Raw genomic sequence first — 18,188 nt, 5'->3', positions numbered from 1 at the left:
ATCCTGCTATCTATACCCATTCATGACAAAGATTGATTGAATCGAAAACTAAAACGCATTTCCATAAGTGTCAAACCACTCACTAACTTTGACTCTCTTATTTACTTACTTTTACACATTGAGTGTCGATCAAATGTCTTGGATAGTTTGAGGACAAGTTACTTAAAAACGGCAGTCTCTGGGCGGGATATTTTCTTTATCAGTGCTTCACGTCTAAGCTCTAAAATCTCATCAATCAATTTCTCTTTTGCATTGATGCCAAAGTGCTGATCGTAGTTTTTCACTTTTTCGATTTCGTGTGGGTGTAAACGGTACACTTCTTCTTTCAAGCGCGCTTCAGCTTCGCTTTTAATAAAGCCTTGGTTTTGTAGCAACTTAATGATCACTTCATCGGCTGCGTTTACTACTCTTGCCATGGTTCTCCAATCTACTGGTTACGTTGTTAGCCACATGGTTTACTTGTTTCATCTGGCTTGGGCTTCTCATCTGGCATAGCCATTTAAGTCGCACAACTTATAACCCAAACATGACAGCTTTATTGCAGCCCAAGGTCATTTATTAGCAAAACATGAAATGCACCACATCGGTTCAACTGCCTGTTTTTCCTCACCATCATGGTTAGCGAATACCTACTTATTGTCTCGTGAATTCGTCCTCAAGCCTTGTCCTGCTTACCATTATCCCCTTTGTCGTTGATTGGCATACATCTCGCAGTAGTCACTTCGCTTTTAATGGTTTTCGGTTGTTACACTCTATTGACAAGGGCTTGCTCGAATAAGTCAAAAACCATGGATTTTCAAACGATTCAATGGAGTGACTTATGAACAAAAACGCGATCCTTCTATCTTTACTCGGTACGGCTTTCTTCTCTTCTCATGCGGCGGCGGACGTCACCGCCATCCGCTCTAGCCTATTACATTTCATCAATGATCCAGCCAAGGTTGAACACCTGACTGATGCCTACCAGTACTTCGAAGACGGTTTGTTAGTGATTGAAGATGGACACATCAAAGCCATCAAAGCGTTCAATGAAAACGATGCGACACAATACCAAGAGATTGTCGATCACAGGGGAAAACTCATCGTGCCGGGCTTTATCGACACACACATCCACTACCCACAAACACAAATGATCGCCGCCTATGGTGAACAGCTGTTGGAGTGGCTAGAAACCTACACCTTTCCCACAGAAAAGCAGTTTGAAGACAAAGCTCACGCCAAAGCCATCTCCCAGTTCTTTATCAATGAACTGCTGAAGAACGGCACCACAAGCGCCTTAGTGTTTGGCACGGTGCACCCTCAATCCGTAGAAGCGCTGTTTGAAGAAGCGCTAGACAAGAACATGCGAATCATTGCGGGGAAAGTCATGATGGATCGCAACGCGCCAGACTACCTGCTCGACACACCTGAAACGGGTTACCAAGAAAGCAAAAACCTGATCAACAAATGGCACAACCAAGGGCGATTGCAATACGCCATTACGCCCCGCTTTGCGCCGACCTCAACGCCAGAACAGTTAGCGGCGGCCGGAAAGCTCAAAGCCGAGTATCCCGATGTGTATGTGCATACGCACTTGTCAGAAAACAAAAACGAAATCGAATGGGTGAAATCACTCTTCCCCGATCGTGAAGGCTACTTCGATGTTTACGAGCACTATGGCTTGGCTGGCAAACGCTCCATCTTCGCCCACGCGGTTCACCTCACGGATAAAGAGTGGAGTGCATTTCAGCGTACCGATTCTGTGATTTCATTTTGTCCAACGTCCAACCTATTTCTGGGTAGCGGTCTGTTCGATTTAGAAAAGGCAGAGCAAAAAGATGTACGCGTCGGTTTGGGGACCGATGTTGGCGCAGGCACCAGTTTTTCTCAGTTAGAATCTTTAAATGAGGCTTATAAAATCATGCAGTTACAAGGAAAGAAACTCTCCGCGTTTAAAGGCTTGTACTTAGCGACATTGGGCGGCGCGAAATCGCTGAGTCTCGATGACAAGATAGGCAGTTTTGAAGCAGGGAAAGAGGCCGATTTTGTTGTCCTTAACTGGGCAGCAACGGATTTGCAGAAGCTGCGTTACCAGCATTCCAAAAGCTTAGAAGACAAACTCTTTGCCCTAATGATGCTAGGTGACGAACGAAACGTCGAAGCCACTTATATTGCAGGTGAACTTGCGTATTCTACCGATGGCAAAGTCGCGACAAAGAGTAAAGTGAACGAGCCAATCTAAGCAGATTAAGCCCTGCGCACAAATAGCAAAAAGCCGGACTCTGATGTCCGGCTTTGGTTTTATGAGGGTTTGATTTCGGTACAGCGAGTTAGTAGAAGTAAACCAACATCTCGACGTCATCCCCTTGCTGCTCAGCATTTAAAGAGAAATGAACATAGCCTTCTTCTGTCACTGGGATTTGCAGGTATTCATTACTGCCCCAGTAGTTTGATGCGTATTCGTGCTGCCCTACTGTTGGCCAATAAGCTTTGCTCGCATACAGATCAACGTTGCCATTGTCTGCATTACCGTTTTTGTCGGTTAGCCACACTCGCACCTCTTGTACGCCTTGCGGAACATAAACCGCTGCGTAACGTTGTTGGTGCACCGTTAAGGTTTGCGCTTGGCCAGATTCCAATACCACTGGGGTTAAGTCATCTTGCTCTTGTGCTGGCGGTGTTGGGGTTTCAGTCACTAATGATGACTGTAGCGTCACATCATTAAAGTCAGAACGGCCCGCGATGCTGATGTAGTAACGACCCGGCTTAATGTAACCCGATTGCTCCGGCTCAAACGTCACCATCTCGTTGCTGCCATCACCATATTGGCTGAACTCAAAGTCATAGTAATGGGCTTCTTTCTCAAAGCTCATGTACAAATCGGCATCGCCTTGGCTATTGCCATGAATCGCTACGTCAAAGTGAGTTGTGTTCTCTGGCACATCCACATAGAACAGTTGCTCGCTGTATGCTGCGCCACTGAGCACCACACTTTGATTTGCTACAAGCTGCGTTACTTGATCAGAAGGCTCAGTCGGCTCACCCGGATTTGGGTCTGGGTTTGGATCAGGTTGCTGTGGTTCACTAGAGACTGAATCTAACCAACGGTCAAACTCGCCATTGTATTGCTCACCCAATGATTGAACCTGTTTTGCCCACTCAGCAAACTGACCAGAACGAGAAAGCGCCAGTAAGCTATCTACCTCTTGCGGATGCTCTTCCAACATAAAGCGAACCGCTAAGTAGCCCCAACGATAAACTCGATTGGTATCGTGAGAGTAAGTGGTCGCCAACACGTCCGATAGGCTCATCTTGCCGTCAGCAATCAGCCCAATCGCTGCATCGTAACCTTGCTTGTAATGCATATACTCAGCAAAGCCCTCTAGCCACCAAACAATGTAACCATGTGCCAAGTTATCGCTGAATGAGCCATATTGGTTGAATCTTGCATCTAGGTAATGAGTGTATTCATGCTCTAGGTTGAGAATAGAAAGCGCCTCACCATTGTCATAACGGTAAGCGACAAAGCGCGCCACGTTGCCTGCTTGTGCCGGATTACCCTCAAGGTATTGACCGCCGTTATCCGTCGTGTTACCAAACAAGAAAGACGAGTAATCCACGTAGCTGCCGTTGTTTGCAAACACGGCCACTTCTACTCGCTCGTTGTTGTCGTCCGCAACAGGTTGATGCCCTGTGTTCGCCACTTGGTGGAAGTCGGCCTCTTTTGCGGCTAAAACCTCACAAGCTTCAATAGATTGGGCTTGGGTTAAATCTTGAGAACGAATGATGGCCGGACCATCACACTCATGACGATTCGGTAGCACGCGAGCCGCCAAATCACGCTTCGCTTGATCTAAATCCAGACCATTCAAACCCTCTGGCGCGAAGTAGCTCATCATCTCTACTGCGGCTAACCAAAGCTTATCGTGCTCACTACCAAGCGGGTTTTGCTCCATCACTTGTTGCATCACACGCAGCGCTTTCTCTTTGGTTGCTTGGTTTGGGCTCGCTAATAAACGTCCGGTTTCGCGAACGGCGTTGTAAACCAAGAAGCTCGCATCCGTATCCAATGCCCAAGCATTATCACGAGCGAATGCTGCTAACGTATCGATGTGTTGCGTATGGCTCGCCATGTACTGGTAGAAATCATCTCGCGAAGCATGGCCGGCCATCGCACGGAAAAGGTTATTCAACCCATCGACCCACTGTGTGTCTTGCGCCGTTTCACGATTGAAGTGACGCAGTGCCGCAAGTTGTGCTTCCATCGTCAAAGGAAGTTGCTTCACATTGTCGACCATCAACGTCAGGCTTTTCATCGCCCCTACTTGCTCGCGTCCTTGGTCTAACGCGTGTGGATTCGCTAAAAACGCATTAATCGACTGAGCAAAACGTTGGCCTAATGCCTGAGAAAAGTCCGGCTGTTGCGCGTTGTAACGAACGTAATAAGCCGCGCGGACAAACTCACCAAGGTTTTCGAGTTTGCGCGCTTGTTCTGCCTCACCGCGGTAACTTGCAATGGCTTGGTTTAACGCGATTTGAATACGGCTTAAGCTCGCTTCACTGTAAATATCGTTCAGTGAATCAGCTGGTGCAGAGAACCAAGCACCATAGCAATGATGAGTAGCTTCAGAAACGGCTAAAGCAAGATCAGGCGCCTGTTGAAGATCAGGAATATCACACTGTTCTTGAGCGAATGAGAAACTGGAAACACTGGCAAGCATACAAGCTAGCGCCAAGCGATGACGTGGGAATAGACGGGTATGAGACATAACAACACTCATTAATTAGTTATATGTTTGAGGGCGCTGTTATATTCCTTACAACAAACAAGGTGAATTGAGTTGCATGGGATTTATGAAGTTAGTTCAGAAATTAGATATTTAACTCTAATTTATAAACCAATTACCAGAGTTGCCGATTATCTCTCGCCAAAAACGTTACACAACTGATTGAAATGTCAAAGATAAAGTCAGTTAACTAGAAAGAGAAAAGCCAGACATATGTCTGGCTTTTTGGTTAGTAGCGCTTACCATCTATGAGTCTCCGTGGGATATCTTTCAAGACTTCCTCTTCTGCCATCCTCATATTGATGGCGACGATATCAGCGTCGCATTTCTCTGTCGTTACGTAGTGTGTCAAACACCCACACAGATTGCAGCGGTGAAACTCGACTTCTTTATCACCCCAGATATAAAAGACAGAAGGCTCTTTCAAATAGCGAACTGATATTTGCTCTGGCGAATAGTAAGCCCAATAAGCTGCATATCGACGGCAGATAGAGCAATTACATGACGCTATCTCTTTCGGTACGTCAGCTTGAACAACGATGTTCCCGCAATGGCATGTGATTTCCATATCTTTCCTTCACGTTTAGTTTAACTAAGCATTACTCTTTTCAATATGATCCCAGATTTTTCTACACAAATCAGATAATTCAGCAGTCAAGGTCCAAGATACATTGGGCTCTGACATTATCTCTGTTGCCTTATTGCAGAACTTCACTTTGTCTTTAACTGTACCTGACTTATCTTTGAAGAAGTCTCTATCAAAGCCTTTTGGTTTGGTTACATACCTCTCTAGGATTTCTCCTATACCTTTCTTTTTATCATCGAAAAGAGAGCTCTTAATGTTTGCAAACCTTCCTATATGACAATTGTCTTTTCTATTGAATGTTTCCCACCTCGCTTCAGCCGTTTTGATAAGAATATTAGAAGGGATAAAGTTTTCTATTTCCTTTCGTTCAAGAAGGTGAAAGTTCGCTCCTAGACTATCAGAAAGAACATTTATTCTGTTACCTTTACCATCAATATCAGCATCTGCAATAAGGAAAATATTCTGGTTTAATTTTTTAGCCGGTGTCTTGCTTGATTGTGTATCATTAGTGTCTCCAAAGTCCCAATGGGTAATATTACTTCCTTGATATTCAGTGAAGACATAGTGCAGATTTTCGTGATAACTTTTCAACCTAGAAGCTCTATTTTTATCCTCTTCACTGTTTGACTCTTCAAGCTCTTTTATATATTTACCCATATAAGCCCTAAGGTACTTCTTGTCAGTCACCCCCTCCACCCATATAGAACAATTTGCTAGTAGTACCGAAGAAGCTCTGACTCCTAAATCATTAAGTAAGTCGCTATATTTTTCCGTGGCTTGCACTACGGTTTCAGACCCAACCTGCCTGACTTGTTGAATCGAGATATCACTTCTCTCTTGAGCTAAATCGAGAAAATTATTTGAGTGAGTAGTCATAAAGAAAAGGTGTTCTTCATGTTGAGAGAAGGTCTCTATGAGTTTTCTTTGTAAACCAGCATGAAGATAGTGTTCTGGTTCTTCAATAAAAAATACTGTTGGTTTTTCGGCCATAAAAACTTTGAAAGTCAGTATGATAATTGACTGAATCCCATCACCTAAATCATAGATAGGGCGTTCCTCTTTGTCCCCCTCTTTAAAGAAGACCACATCTTTTTCTACCATTGGAACAAGTGATATATCTTGCCCAAAGAAGAAATTTTCTGAGAGGTAGTTTTCGTATTCTCTCACCTTTTTTCTATGTTCATGCGTACCTAGCAAGTGTTTGACTAATTCTTGGTACAAGGAATGGCCTGTAAAAATATTCTTTTCTAGTAATTTGTCTTCAAAGTAATCATCTACCGTTCTAGATAAGAAATAATCATTATCGCCTGAGCGTTGTATATTTCTTAGACTCCTCAGAGTTGGAATGTAAACTTTCTCCTTTTTTAAATTAATAAAATCAAGAGCCTCTTTATAACATTCATATTTTGATTCTAAAACTTTATCTACTAAAGTCCCAGACAACTTTGATTCATCAATTGAACTTACATTACCATCTTTAGAGTAATAGTATAAATAATATGATATACTTTTTACATCCATTGGCTTTGTAGATTCAACACTTTCTTTTATAAACTCCTGTAGCTTAATGATATCAACTGTTGGAATTTGATTATGTATAACCCTTGCATTATATGGAATTTCGAACTGTTCATTAATTAGTATAAATAGTTCTGAAAGAGGAATTGTTTTAAAGTCAATCAACCATTTGTTTATATCACTTGAAAACAACTCTCTTAGTTTTCTACTCTTACCTGAATTGTTTTGACCAATAAATAAATTTATCTTATTAACTGATTTATAATCCCAACTATCAACCTTTGAACTGTCGTCATTAATAGCTATTTTATCAATTTTATTTATTAGACTCATAGTTACTCTACTTAAAATAATGCTCACGGTGATACTGAAGAAACTTCTGTTCTATCTTGTGTTTCTTGTTAAGCGTTAACTGTCCGTCTAGGCCAATCAAACTGAAATCCTCCGCAATTGAGAACACTCCGTTATCAAACATCACGTGATGGTTTGGACATAAGCACAGAATGTTTTCGACCACATCAGGGCCGCGATGCGGTTCGCCCAGCGGTTGAATGTGTGCAGCTTCTGCGTAGTACCCTGCTCCAGTATCAATGGTCAAACCGCATACTTGGCATTGGTATTGATGCCAGTCTTTTACCTGCTTTGCCTTTTTGTAGTCTCGGACGATCTTGTTGACCGTAACGGCTTGGCGGGACGTTACCTCATAACGTGCTTTACTTGTGTCTTGCACCTCTGCCGCAGGTTCCGAATCAATTTGGACAAGTTTGTAACGCCATACTTTGAAGCCAGACAATCCACGCTCGCACCAATAGTCTTCAACGCGGTATAAACCCGCATATTGGTAACCTTTGGTTGGAGAATAATGGCTTTGGTGTTTATGACTTCGAGTAACGCGGACAGGTAAGCCCTCCAGCTTGTTTCTAGCCAGAGCGAGATTGGTGCGTTCTAATTTTTGATCGGCAATTTGTTTGTTGGTATTTTCGTCACGGCCACCAGCTCCGGTATAGATGATCACGTCGCCAAAATCTTCGTCGTCTTCATAACCACCGGAAAGTACGATTGAGTCAGCGCCTTCTTTCGCGCCACCACTAATACCAGCCTGCGTTGGAGGATGGATGCCAGATTTGGCTAACGCGGCTCGATTTTCGAACATGTCACCGACTTCAGTATCGGGTATGTGTCCAAAAACTCTCATAGTAAACCCTTGTATGTGTACTACTCAGTCGGAAAACGTGTCGAGCAAAGTGACGAATTTCCAACTGATACATACGCTAACGGTATCACAGTCAATCAGGTTTATATGCGTGAAACCTTCTCATTTTTCACAAGAAGTTTTTATGGTGACAATCGTTTATTTTCATATAGATAGCGAGCAGCATCGGGTAAACAAAGTCTCTCAAATTGCAATTCAATCCGAACAAAGATCACAACTCGCTAACTAATTCTGCTGAGTGCCTTTCTGTCATCCATATTTAACGTGCTAGTCATATTTATAAATAAGAATTATTGCTCTAACACAACTTATGGATAAACAAGATGAAATTTTCGCAGTGGAGTCTTTTGCTAAGCGGTTTAGTGGCATTACCGAGCTTGGCAGATACGGACGTATACCTCACCAATAACTCAAACCAACCGTTAACCATTCAAGTGAAACACGAAGGCAGTGATTTGCTTAAATACGGAGAAGAATGGCAGCAGCATGTGCAAGTGCTTGGCCCTTGGGAAACCAAATCCGTACTGAGCTTTAATCGCTGGGAAGGCGTGAAATCTGGTCAGAACTATCGCTTTGAAACCGTGGTGTCTAACCCACAAGGTGAGAGCATCACGCTTAACCAAGTGATGGAAGGCCATTGGTATAACTCTACGATTGAATATGGCTTGTCTGCGGCGGATGTGGACTTAGCACTCAAAGACGATCGCAATATTCACCGCGCTAGTACCGACGCATTTGGCGACCGTACTTCTGAACTGGCGTTTAAATCTGCCAGCACAGCTCGTTATGATGATTTGTATTACACCATCACGCCAAACAAGGTGGATGAAGTCGTCGATACCGATGAGCAAAACCTGAAGCTAATGACTTATAACATCTGGGCACTGCCTGCGATTGCTTCTCACATTGGCGATCGTTACGAGCTCATTCCTGATTACGTCAAAGGTTACGATGTGCTGGCACTGCAAGAGGTATTTGCCAGCGGACGTGATGCGTTCTTGCGTGAGCTTGCAAAAGAATATCCATACCAGACTAAAATGCTGGATAAAGAAGGCTTCAATATTTACGACGGTGGCGTGCTCATTGTGAGTCGCTACCCTATCGTCAATCAGGCTCAATACGTCTTCCCAGATTGCTCGGGCACGGATTGTTTTGCCGATAAGGGCGTGAATTATGCGAAGATCATCAAAGGCGGTCAGGCTTACCATGTGTTCGCGACTCATACTGCGTCTTTTGATACGGATACGGCGCGCGAATATCGTCAGCGCCAATTCAAGCAGATCCGCACAATGGCTCAATCTCTGAATATCCCGACCAACGAGACAGTGGTTTACAGCGGCGACTTTAACGTGAACAAGTTGAAGTTCCCTGGTGACTACCAGCAGATGATTGCGAATTTAAGTGCGATAGAACCGCAGTACTCAGGTTATACCGCTTCGACCTTCGATCCTCGCATTAACAACTTTGCCGGAGAGGCTTTATCTGGTGGCGAGAATGTGGAGTACCTTGACTACGTGGTGGTGAGTAATGAATATGGCGTGAAGTCGTTTAACGATAACCGTGTCGACATTCCACGCTCAACAGCGGAGAGTTTGTGGAAGCATTACAATCTGTCGGATCACTTCCCTGTTAGCGCTGTGATCAAACCATGAAGCGTATTGCGTTAGTTACTGTGTCCGCCGTTGTGGCGGGCACGATTTGGTTCTCAATGGCGGGTGATAAGCGTGAAAGCTTGTTTCCGTTTTCTTCTGTTATTGAAGGGCATGCTGAGCAAGATACCAGTGGTCATTCTTCTTCATCAGTAAATCAAACTGCCAGTAAAAAAATTGTCCCGAAAGCCAAAGATACCCCTTCTCCAATTAAAGCCATTGCTGGACGTTTGAATGACGCCAGAGGTCGTGCATTAAAAGCCGAGATAGAGACCTTCTGGCACACGTGTATGTCTGACCATAACTGCGAATCTAAGCTGGCCGAACTGGAAAGTTATATGTCGAGTGAGCGCTTTGCTTTATTAGCGAACTACCATCAGCTCAATAGTTTGTGGCAGCAAAGTGTGGGTGATTTGTTGTTTGATGAGCAGCAACCGCTCGCCTCTCGTGTTGCCCTTCTCAAAGCGGAAGCAAAAAAGATATGGGGTGAGCTGGCCGAAGTCATTTTTGCTGATGAATTTGCCCTTTACGATTTTAGTTTGCAGGCAGAGCAGTTGAATTCGATTCCGGCTCAAGACTACGTGCAAGCCTTTAAGGATTTAGTTCAAGAGTGGCAAGGCAATGAGGAAACGTTGGGATTAGCCAGCGAGCAGGCAAAGTACGAGCGTGCGGTGGGGTTAATTCCGAATAACGTGAGCCAAACAGAGCGCGAGGCTTTGATTGAGGAGCTTCAACAAACTTACCTTTCAGAACAAGAGAGTGAAGATATACACGCTCGCGAACGACAAGTCGCCAAGCAAAAGCAGCAAGTGCGCGATTATCAGAGTGAGTTGCAGCAGCTTGAATCCAAACTAGCAACGCAAAGAGCCACTAGCCACGCAAGTTTATCGGACTCGGAATGGCAGCGTTATTACGAGCAAGAGGTAGCGGATTTTCGTCGGGAGTTTTTTGCTGGCTAACGGCTCGTTTGTCTGCGCAATTGGAAGTGAGAGATTCCCTACTCGCTCATTCTTCGCTCTAGGGAATGACAATGTTTGGGTTCGTGATCGTAGGCAACAATTACAGCTCCTACTAACTCAAAACTTAAACGGGGTCATTCCAGCAAGCCTAAGCGCGACTAGGAATCTGGTTCCAATAAGCTGTGGATTTGCGAGAGCACTAAGATTCAACAGCACTTGGTGAGTAGATTCTGAATTACACTCATCCCTCGTTTTTCAGAATGACGATGTTTGAGTTCGTAGTCGTAGGCAACAAATACGGCTTCCACTAACTCAAAGCTTAAACTGGGTCATTCCAGCAAGCCTAGGCGCGACTAGGAATCTGGTTTCAGCGAATGCTTGATACAAGAAGGTCGCTCAATTGTAAGCGAGCGACCTTTTGTTATTCATTCTTTGGTGCAACTCAAGGGTTACAACACTCGCAAGCACTCTTCCGGAGGCAAGCTCAAGAGCGTGTTAGCGAAGTTGATCTTCTCATCTCGCCATTTCAATGCCGCTTCTCGGCTGTCTTGTGAATGTCGGTCGGCTTCAAAGTAGCTTTTTCTTGGTAGTCCGTTTGCAGGTGTCATCACCATAGATTGTTCATTCAAACGAATCGTAAATAGAAACTGACCACGTTGCCCAGTTTGCGCTGCTGGGTGGTGCAATGTGGTATCGCAGCAATAACGTTTATCACGTAGCGCGCGGCATGTGTATTCAAAAGCATCTTGAGCACCTCGCCCAGGGAACGCGGTATAAATACTGATGCCATCTCGTTGCAAAGACTGATCACCCGCCGCCAGTTGCACCGCGTATTGGATCATTCTAAAGCCCAGAACTACGCCACCAATGCTGTTCAATCCACTGTATTGAATTGCGCCTTCTAAGCTCAGACGAAGTTTGTCTTCCCCTTCATAAAGAAAAAGATCAGGCGATGCCCAATCACTCTTTGGAATAAGCAGTTGAGTAATATCCGAGTGTTCCATGTTGGTCTCCGCAACAATGAGTGTATTTAAGACCACAAACATAGCGTAATGAGAATTATTATCAATAAATTTAAATCAGAAACGTTACTGTCAGAAAGATTTAAGGTTCAGCTTGAAAAGACTTAAAGCAGCAGACGCCCGTTTGGTCTTGGGTCACTTTGCACTCGCTCACTAAAATGCTTTTGAGCTCTATTCGGGCTCGGCGTAAACGCGCCTTCACAGCTGGCAGGCTGAGCTGGTGTTTTTCTGCGTAAGCTTTTTGTGCCATGCCGTTGAGGTCACATTGCTCTATCACATCACGTTCTTGCTCGGTAAGTTTCACCAATACCTTGGGAAGACAGCGTTGAAGTTGAACCATTGCGGGAGAAATTTCTGTTGGCGTGACAAACTCTTCGATTTCTACCGATTGGATTTTCCGTCTTAGTTGGTCAACGAAGTGGTTTCTGGTCATCTTAAACAACCATGATTTGCCGTCATGCAATGTACAGAAACGCTCGCTGTTCTCCATGGCTTTCAGAAACACTTCTTGCATGATGTCTTCCGCTTCATGCGGATTTTGGGTTTGCTTTAGTAGCCAACCATAAAGGCTCGGTTCTGCATGGTTCCACGCATTCATCAAACATTTCATTCTTGAATCTCGATTGGTCGTCGCGCGTGCTCATTCAAACAATCCGCACGCGCGACGCGCTTTCCTTGCCTTTACGCTACAACATCTTCTTTGAGCAAATCGCGAACCAGATCAACAGATGGCACCGAACCTGTGTGTTTCAACTCGCCATTAATCGCGACACCCGGTGTGCTCATAATGCCCGCTTTCATGATGGCTTCTAAACTGGTGACTTTTTCAATGCTGACTTGCTGCCCTAGCTCTTGTGCAACCTCGGCAAAACGTTCTGCGGTGACGATGCAGTTCTTACAACCTGAACCATAAACTTGAATGCTTTTCATATCAGACTCCTGTGAGCACTTGCTCTGTTGTGATTAATAGAAGAAGTTAAACAACCAACCCGTGATGGAAATTGCCACCAGCAAGTAACCCGCGATGACACCAAGTAATCGGTATTGCATGACTTGTTTGAGCATCATGAACTCTGGCAAGCTCACGGCGACCGCTCCCATGCAAAACGCAAGTGTGGTTCCCAGTGGCATGCCTTTGTCTATCAACGACGCCATGATTGGCACGATGCCCGTAGCGTTGGTGTAAATTGGAATAGCGCTGAGCGTGGCAAGTGGCACCGTCCACCATTGTCCATGTGCGAGGTTTTGCTCGAACCAATCAGCCGGAACAAAACCATGAATAAACGCACCGATACCCACCCCAACAAAGACCCAAATCCAAATGCGCTTGAAGATGGTACTGGTTTCGTTCACGGCAAATTCGTGGCGTTGTTTCAACGTCATTACCGGAGACTCAATCGCCGTTTGAGGCAGCGCATCTAGCTCATTGGCTTTTTGATACGCCTCGGCGAGGAATGGTTGTAACCAACGGTGAGCTTTAAAAGCATCTAGAACAAAGCCTGAAAAAATGCCCAGCAACATACCAATGACGACGTACATGATGGTGAATTTCAGACCAAGGACACTGCCAAGCATGATGACCACCACCTCGTTGATCAGAGGCGAGGTAATAAGAAATGCGATGGTCACACCAATAGGAAGGCGCGCGGAGACAAAACCCATAAACAGAGGAATAGAACTGCACGAGCAAAACGGGGTAATCGCACCAAACAGAGAACCAAGAAAGTACCCCACACCACGGTGCTTGCCTTGCAGATTTTGGCGAACTTTGTCCACACTAAGGCTAGCTCTCAGTACGGAGATAACGTAAATCAACACAACCAGTAAGACTAGGATCTTACTTGTGTCTTCAATAAAGAAATGAACACCTTTTGCCATTGAAGTGCTGGCTTCCAAATTGAAAATGGAATACGTCAGCCAGTCGGCAAAATGGGTAAAAATGTCCAACATAGTGGCACCCTCTAAACGATTTACCTCTAACACGTTTGAGGTCGCAAAAGGATGCACACTTTTTTGAATTATTTTTTGGTCGTAATTTTCAGACCCGATTTCAGAACAGGTTTAAGCCGAACACGCCTTTCAAGTAACCTACCGCCCCAGCATGATTGATAGAGATTTCTTTTAGCTTTACCTAAACAGTCAGTCATACATAAGCTTCTCAGCTTTCTTCAGATCAAACTCGTTGAGTGATTTACGCGCCAAGTGCCTAAATGGCAGTGCTTTCACTATTTCTTCAAATGGCATAACGGCAAATGCCCAGAAGAAAGAGAGATCCCAATGCAGAATGATTAATGCACACAATGGGATGGACACAATCCACTGACCCGTGAAGTTGATCTTGAAGACTTCTGTGGTCTTGCCCAACGCACGTAACACGTGGCCGTGTACCGTGTTATAGCCACGAACAATCGGCAGAAAGACGTATAACGGCGCTATAGAAGCGAGGGCAACGTAGGTGCTTGGATCTAGGTCTGGGTATAAATCCGGTAGAACAAAACTCAAGGCTAAGAAGAACGCCGCAGAGACAAACGAGATCATCACAGCCATGTCGATGCTGATATCAACATTCTTACGCAGTTCATCCATTTGTCGTGAACCAATCGCTTGACTGATCGTGATCGCCGACGAGTGTGCCCAAGCCGTGATGAACTGAGTCCCTGCTTTGATCCAAGGCATCACGATGGTCATCGCTACGTACGCGTTCAATGTCAGCTGTGAGTACAACAACATGTAGATAGTCGCGCCGGTTTGCAACATAGTCACGTTTGCTGCAACGGGGAAAATCTCTTTAAAGTGATTTAGCGTGTTGGCCTTCAGTGACGCATCTAGGTTCTTAATCGACAAGACGATGGAATTATCCCATCGAATACAAAGCGTTAAGTACAGCAATCTAATGGTGATGGCGATTAAGCTGCCTGCTGCCGCGCCTTGCACACCAATACCCTCAAAACCAGCAAAGCCATGAATCAACACGTACGACATTGCCATGTTGATTGGCAGCTCAATCAAGTAACCTTTGAACGGCACTTTGGTTCGGCCAAGAGCATTAAACAAGGCGATCATAACTTGAGTAATCGCGTTGAAGATGATGATGAACTTGGCGACAGCAAGGTAACGTTCGGTTTCAGCATAAAGGGCAACGTTGTCGGTCAACTTACTGATCAACGCTTTGTCGAAGGCGGTAATCAGTGTCCAAAACACAACCGCGACCAAAACGTTGATAATTAAGCCCGCCCAGAAACCTTTGTTCAGCGACAGGTGTTGCCCAGATCCAACTGCACGACTGAGTACCAACTGTGAGCCGTTCGCCAACGCCATTTGGATACCTAAAACAAAGGAGACGATTGTGGTAGCAATACCCATGGCAGCAAGGGAAACTTCACCGAGTGGTGAGACAAGGAAGGTGTCGATCATTAACATCGACTGCATTAATAATGCGTTCAAGGCCAACGGCCAAGCAAGGGAGAGATTTTTTCTTATATAGGGTTGGGAAGACATGGTAGACCTTTCGGAGTTGTCACAAGCGCAACTAGCAAGTAAGCCGTTGCCGCTAAACGTTGGCCTTGCCCTATTCTTTCACCGTTAGAGCAAAGCCAAATACACGTTGATTCATCAACCGTTGACGACCTGAGCCAGTTTTTGGTTTTCGTCGTTAAGCAATGTATGCGACGCGATGCGAGCTTGGTCTCCATTCCCCGCCATAATGGCATCGTAAATCGCGCGATGCTCTTCAATACAGAATCGACCGCCTTCAGCTGAATGATCGATAAACTGCTTGAAGATGGTCGACAAGATATTGCTAAACGGAATGTAGAATTGATTGCCTGTTGCAAGGAATATTGTCTGGTGGAACAGGTGGTCGTTGACCGTCCAATCGTCATAATCGAAACGATTGGCCGCCATGGTCATACGCTGAAAAATGACCGACAATTCTTTGCGTTGCTCTGCCGTTGCGTTATTCGCCGCTAAGGCACAAGCCTCTGGTTCAATCGCTTTACGCAACCCCAAAAACTGAGCCAGAAACGGCTCGGTATCTTCTAAATCTTGAATCCATTCCAAGAGTTGAGGGTCGAGAAAATGCCAATGGTTGCGCGCACGAATGGTCGTTCCCACCTTCGGCTTTGACTCAATTAACCCTTTTGCTGAGAGCAGTTTGGTTGACTCGCGTAATGCTGTGCGACTCACGCCAAACGCGTCACAGAGATCCATCTCATTGGGTAGCTTTTCATTTTGGTTTAGCTCACCTGACAGTATTTTGCGGGCGATTTGTCTGGCAACTTGCACATGGATCTTGCGGTGTGAATCCTCCACAAGAGAAAACTTTGCCATTTGACGCTCCTTATAATTATGCTTCCAGTGCCGTAGCACTTGATAAATGATCAAAAAAAGCCAGACGAAGCTGGCTTTTTGAGGTCAGTGTATTCGTCTGAAACGAAATAGGTCAGCGCTTATGGCGCCATTTGTCCGCCGTTTACATCCAGCACTTGGCCAGTGATGTAACCAGAACATGCGTGTGAAGCGAAGAAAGCAAACGTTGGTGCCACTTCTTCGATTCGGCCGAAGCGACCCATAGGGATACCGCTTGCAATTGCTGCTTTCAACTCGTCAGATTTACCATCGTGAAATGCGGTGTCGATAGTGCCTGGAGAAACGATGTTGAAACGGATATTGTCTTTAGTGAACTCTTTCACCCAGTTACGGTGAATGTCGTGTAACCACGCTTTTGATGCTGCGTAGATACCAGCACCAACACCGCCACCTTCACGAGCTGCGATAGAGCCAGTGCTGATCACACATGCAGTCTCACCAGACTCCGCTGCCGACGCACGTAAATGCGGGATTGAATATTTGGTTGTCATCAACGCAGAACGAGCGTTCAGATCCATCACGCGGTTGTAGAACTCATCATCGATGTTTTCTAGGTTTTCACGACCGCCAAGACCACCAGCGTTGTTGATTAGCACGTCCATGCCACCGAAATGATCGGTAAATTCCTTAACCAGTTTTTCGCAATCTGCGGTCACCATAAGGTTCGCTTGGAAAAACTTAACATCGCCACCAAGTGCGGTTAGCTCAGTCACTGCAGCATCTGCGTCAGGACCGGTTTGATGACTGTTAATGCCGATTTTAGCGCCGTATTTTGCGAACACGCGTGCCGCCGCTAGGCCCATACCTGACGTAGAACCAGTGATAAGTACGCGCTTACCTTTCAAATCGTTAAACATGACGGTTTACCTATGTTAGTTATTCGTGCTTTCGAAATAAATCATACAATAAGATCTTTCGGTCGCAAGCGTATTTGCGCCCAATTGAGCGAGATCCGGCAAAATTCGTCAGGTTTGCGCTACATTTGTGGTTTGGGTCACAACAAGTAGTATTTTACAGCTATTATTTGTATGAATATTTTAACAACCTGATAGCGATAAAAACGATATTGAAGAAGCGGTCAAGTCAACGCAATCATTGATTGTGTCTGGTGAAAACACGCGTTATGTGAACCTTCTTATATTACGTTCACATCTGCTTGGTGGGTGGGTGCAAGAGTGCTATAGTACGGCTTAAATAATACATATTTAGCAATTAAGTGAAGATTATGTCTGGCGAATTTCATTCTATCTCAGGCTCTAAGCGAAGCCTTCATGTGCAAGTAGCGCGTGAAATCGCACGTGGTATTTTGTCTGGTAAGCTTCCTCAGGGCTCTATCCTACCTGGCGAAATGGTTCTTTGTGAGCAATTTGGCATCAGCCGCACTGCACTACGTGAAGCAGTGAAATTGCTAACGTCGAAAGGTCTACTTGAGTCGCGTCCTAAAGTTGGTACTCGCGTCATCAACCGCGCTTACTGGAACTTCTTAGATCCTCAACTGATTGAATGGATGGACGGTCTTGCTGATACTGATCAGTTCTGTGGTCAATTCCTTGGTTTACGCCGTGCGATCGAGCCAGAGGCATGTGCACTTGCTGCTATCCACGCGACTGCGGAACAACGTATTGAATTATCTGAAACTTTCCAACAGATGGTCGACGTTGCAGAAGCGGAAGAGTTTGATCACGAAAAATGGATGGAAGTGGATACACGCTTCCACAGCCTGATCTTCAATGCAACAGGTAACGACTTCTACCTACCGTTCGGCAATATCCTAACGACGATGTTCGTTAACTTTATTGCGCACTCTTCGGAAGAAGGCAGTACTTGTATCAAAGAACACCGTCAGATTTACGATGCAATCATGGCAGGTAACGCAGACAAAGCGCGCCAAGCATCAGCGAATCACTTATTAGACTCTAAGCACCGCTTAGCGCCAGTAAAATAAGTTCAGCGACAAACCATTGAAAGCACGCGTCCTTCGCGTGCTTTTTTGTATCTACTCCCCTCTTACTTCAGCCAGAATCCTCTCTATCCTCACAAAAAACTTCTTATTCAGTGATACTTTGATTAAATTTAGATATATAATAATACAAATTAAATTTATTAA

At 45.0% G+C, this 18,188-nt stretch carries 16 protein-coding genes; 4 read left to right on the top strand and 12 right to left on the bottom strand.

Features of this window, described 5'->3' with window-relative positions; genetic code table 11:
- Window positions 1-158: 158 nt before the first annotated feature.
- Window positions 159-416, bottom strand: a complete 258-nt coding sequence (locus KIV41_RS14550) for a hypothetical protein (protein ID WP_005437145.1) — start codon at window positions 414-416, stop codon at window positions 159-161.
- A gap of 404 nt (window positions 417-820) precedes the next feature.
- Here KIV41_RS14550 and guaD point away from each other — a divergent pair, with 404 nt between their 5' ends.
- Window positions 821-2,221, top strand: coding sequence for a guanine deaminase (gene guaD / locus KIV41_RS14545; RefSeq protein WP_285336901.1), 1,401 nt, complete (start codon window positions 821-823; stop codon window positions 2,219-2,221).
- A gap of 88 nt (window positions 2,222-2,309) precedes the next feature.
- Here guaD and KIV41_RS14540 read toward each other — a convergent pair whose 3' ends face one another.
- The 4 genes from KIV41_RS14540 to KIV41_RS14525 form a co-directional block, all read right to left on the bottom strand.
- Entirely contained in the window at window positions 2,310-4,748 is a 2,439-nt protein-coding gene (locus KIV41_RS14540) for a M9 family metallopeptidase (RefSeq protein ID WP_285336899.1), read from the bottom strand.
- Window positions 4,749-4,995: 247 nt separating this feature from the next.
- A complete protein-coding gene (locus KIV41_RS14535; protein WP_285336898.1) occupies window positions 4,996-5,334 on the bottom strand; it encodes a GFA family protein in 339 nt (112 codons plus the stop codon).
- A 24-nt stretch (window positions 5,335-5,358) separates the two neighbouring features.
- A complete protein-coding gene (locus KIV41_RS14530; RefSeq protein WP_285336896.1) occupies window positions 5,359-7,203 on the bottom strand; it encodes an ATP-binding protein in 1,845 nt (614 codons plus the stop codon).
- A gap of 7 nt (window positions 7,204-7,210) precedes the next feature.
- A complete protein-coding gene (locus KIV41_RS14525; protein ID WP_285336895.1) occupies window positions 7,211-8,065 on the bottom strand; it encodes a YDG/SRA domain-containing protein in 855 nt (284 codons plus the stop codon).
- A gap of 341 nt (window positions 8,066-8,406) precedes the next feature.
- Between KIV41_RS14525 and KIV41_RS14520 the strand changes: the two genes are divergently transcribed.
- Both KIV41_RS14520 and KIV41_RS14515 read left to right on the top strand, forming a co-directional pair.
- Window positions 8,407-9,735, top strand: a complete 1,329-nt coding sequence (locus KIV41_RS14520; RefSeq protein WP_285336894.1) for a sphingomyelin phosphodiesterase — start codon at window positions 8,407-8,409, stop codon at window positions 9,733-9,735.
- A complete protein-coding gene (locus KIV41_RS14515) occupies window positions 9,732-10,691 on the top strand; it encodes a chromosome partitioning protein ParA (RefSeq protein ID WP_285336893.1) in 960 nt (319 codons plus the stop codon). The genes KIV41_RS14520 and KIV41_RS14515 overlap by 4 nt, the downstream gene beginning before the upstream one ends.
- A 449-nt stretch (window positions 10,692-11,140) precedes the next feature.
- On the opposite strand, the gene KIV41_RS14510 is transcribed toward KIV41_RS14515, so the two are convergent.
- The 7 genes from KIV41_RS14510 to KIV41_RS14480 form a co-directional block, all read right to left on the bottom strand.
- Window positions 11,141-11,695: a hypothetical protein gene (locus tag KIV41_RS14510; RefSeq protein ID WP_009705715.1), complete on the bottom strand. Its 555-nt coding sequence runs from the start codon at window positions 11,693-11,695 to the stop codon at window positions 11,141-11,143.
- A gap of 100 nt (window positions 11,696-11,795) precedes the next feature.
- The gene (locus tag KIV41_RS14505; protein WP_285336892.1) at window positions 11,796-12,311 is read right to left on the bottom strand and encodes a sigma-70 family RNA polymerase sigma factor; all 516 of its coding nucleotides are present in this window, start codon (window positions 12,309-12,311) and stop codon (window positions 11,796-11,798) included.
- Between the two features lie 83 nt (window positions 12,312-12,394).
- Window positions 12,395-12,643 carry a thioredoxin family protein gene (locus KIV41_RS14500; protein WP_285336891.1) on the bottom strand — a complete coding sequence of 83 codons (249 nt, stop codon included), beginning with the start codon at window positions 12,641-12,643 and terminating at the stop codon, window positions 12,395-12,397.
- Window positions 12,644-12,676: 33 nt separating this feature from the next.
- Entirely contained in the window at window positions 12,677-13,663 is a 987-nt protein-coding gene (locus KIV41_RS14495; RefSeq protein WP_285336889.1) for a permease, read from the bottom strand.
- Between the two features lie 189 nt (window positions 13,664-13,852).
- Complete coding sequence (locus tag KIV41_RS14490; RefSeq protein WP_373417612.1) at window positions 13,853-15,142, bottom strand: MATE family efflux transporter; 1,290 nt, start codon at window positions 15,140-15,142, stop codon at window positions 13,853-13,855.
- 183 nt (window positions 15,143-15,325) lie between these two features.
- Window positions 15,326-16,042, bottom strand: coding sequence for a FadR/GntR family transcriptional regulator (locus KIV41_RS14485; protein ID WP_005437108.1), 717 nt, complete (start codon window positions 16,040-16,042; stop codon window positions 15,326-15,328).
- A 119-nt stretch (window positions 16,043-16,161) separates the two neighbouring features.
- Window positions 16,162-16,938 (bottom strand): SDR family NAD(P)-dependent oxidoreductase, encoded by a 777-nt coding sequence (locus KIV41_RS14480; RefSeq protein WP_005437107.1) that lies wholly within the window; start codon window positions 16,936-16,938, stop codon window positions 16,162-16,164.
- A gap of 368 nt (window positions 16,939-17,306) precedes the next feature.
- Between KIV41_RS14480 and KIV41_RS14475 the strand changes: the two genes are divergently transcribed.
- Entirely contained in the window at window positions 17,307-18,026 is a 720-nt protein-coding gene (locus tag KIV41_RS14475) for a FadR/GntR family transcriptional regulator (RefSeq protein WP_020197014.1), read from the top strand.
- The last annotated feature ends 162 nt before the right edge of the window (window positions 18,027-18,188 follow it).

The sequence above is a fragment of the Vibrio sp. D401a genome (assembly GCF_030248515.1).
In the GTDB taxonomy this organism is placed as follows: Bacteria; Pseudomonadota; Gammaproteobacteria; order Enterobacterales; family Vibrionaceae; genus Vibrio; species Vibrio rotiferianus.
Note: the sequence above shows the minus strand (reverse complement) of the source record. Positions and strands in the feature narration are given on the sequence as shown.

What these genes read in the sequence shown, in the direction of transcription:
- guaD (WP_285336901.1), top strand. Translation starts at nt 821, where the DNA reads ATGAACAAAAACGCGATCCTTCTATCTTTACTCGGTACGGCTTTCTTC.
- KIV41_RS14485 (WP_005437108.1), bottom strand. Translation starts at nt 16,042, where the DNA reads ATGGCAAAGTTTTCTCTTGTGGAGGATTCACACCGCAAGATCCATGTG.
- KIV41_RS14510 (WP_009705715.1), bottom strand. Translation starts at nt 11,695, where the DNA reads ATGGAACACTCGGATATTACTCAACTGCTTATTCCAAAGAGTGATTGG.
- KIV41_RS14495 (WP_285336889.1), bottom strand. Translation starts at nt 13,663, where the DNA reads ATGTTGGACATTTTTACCCATTTTGCCGACTGGCTGACGTATTCCATT.
- KIV41_RS14475 (WP_020197014.1), top strand. Translation starts at nt 17,307, where the DNA reads ATGTCTGGCGAATTTCATTCTATCTCAGGCTCTAAGCGAAGCCTTCAT.
- KIV41_RS14540 (WP_285336899.1), bottom strand. Translation starts at nt 4,748, where the DNA reads ATGTCTCATACCCGTCTATTCCCACGTCATCGCTTGGCGCTAGCTTGT.
- KIV41_RS14500 (WP_285336891.1), bottom strand. Translation starts at nt 12,643, where the DNA reads ATGAAAAGCATTCAAGTTTATGGTTCAGGTTGTAAGAACTGCATCGTC.
- KIV41_RS14525 (WP_285336895.1), bottom strand. Translation starts at nt 8,065, where the DNA reads ATGAGAGTTTTTGGACACATACCCGATACTGAAGTCGGTGACATGTTC.
- KIV41_RS14490 (WP_373417612.1), bottom strand. Translation starts at nt 15,142, where the DNA reads ATGCAGTCGATGTTAATGATCGACACCTTCCTTGTCTCACCACTCGGT.
- KIV41_RS14530 (WP_285336896.1), bottom strand. Translation starts at nt 7,203, where the DNA reads ATGAGTCTAATAAATAAAATTGATAAAATAGCTATTAATGACGACAGT.
- KIV41_RS14550 (WP_005437145.1), bottom strand. Translation starts at nt 416, where the DNA reads ATGGCAAGAGTAGTAAACGCAGCCGATGAAGTGATCATTAAGTTGCTA.
- KIV41_RS14480 (WP_005437107.1), bottom strand. Translation starts at nt 16,938, where the DNA reads ATGTTTAACGATTTGAAAGGTAAGCGCGTACTTATCACTGGTTCTACG.
- KIV41_RS14515 (WP_285336893.1), top strand. Translation starts at nt 9,732, where the DNA reads ATGAAGCGTATTGCGTTAGTTACTGTGTCCGCCGTTGTGGCGGGCACG.
- KIV41_RS14535 (WP_285336898.1), bottom strand. Translation starts at nt 5,334, where the DNA reads ATGGAAATCACATGCCATTGCGGGAACATCGTTGTTCAAGCTGACGTA.
- KIV41_RS14520 (WP_285336894.1), top strand. Translation starts at nt 8,407, where the DNA reads ATGAAATTTTCGCAGTGGAGTCTTTTGCTAAGCGGTTTAGTGGCATTA.
- KIV41_RS14505 (WP_285336892.1), bottom strand. Translation starts at nt 12,311, where the DNA reads ATGAATGCGTGGAACCATGCAGAACCGAGCCTTTATGGTTGGCTACTA.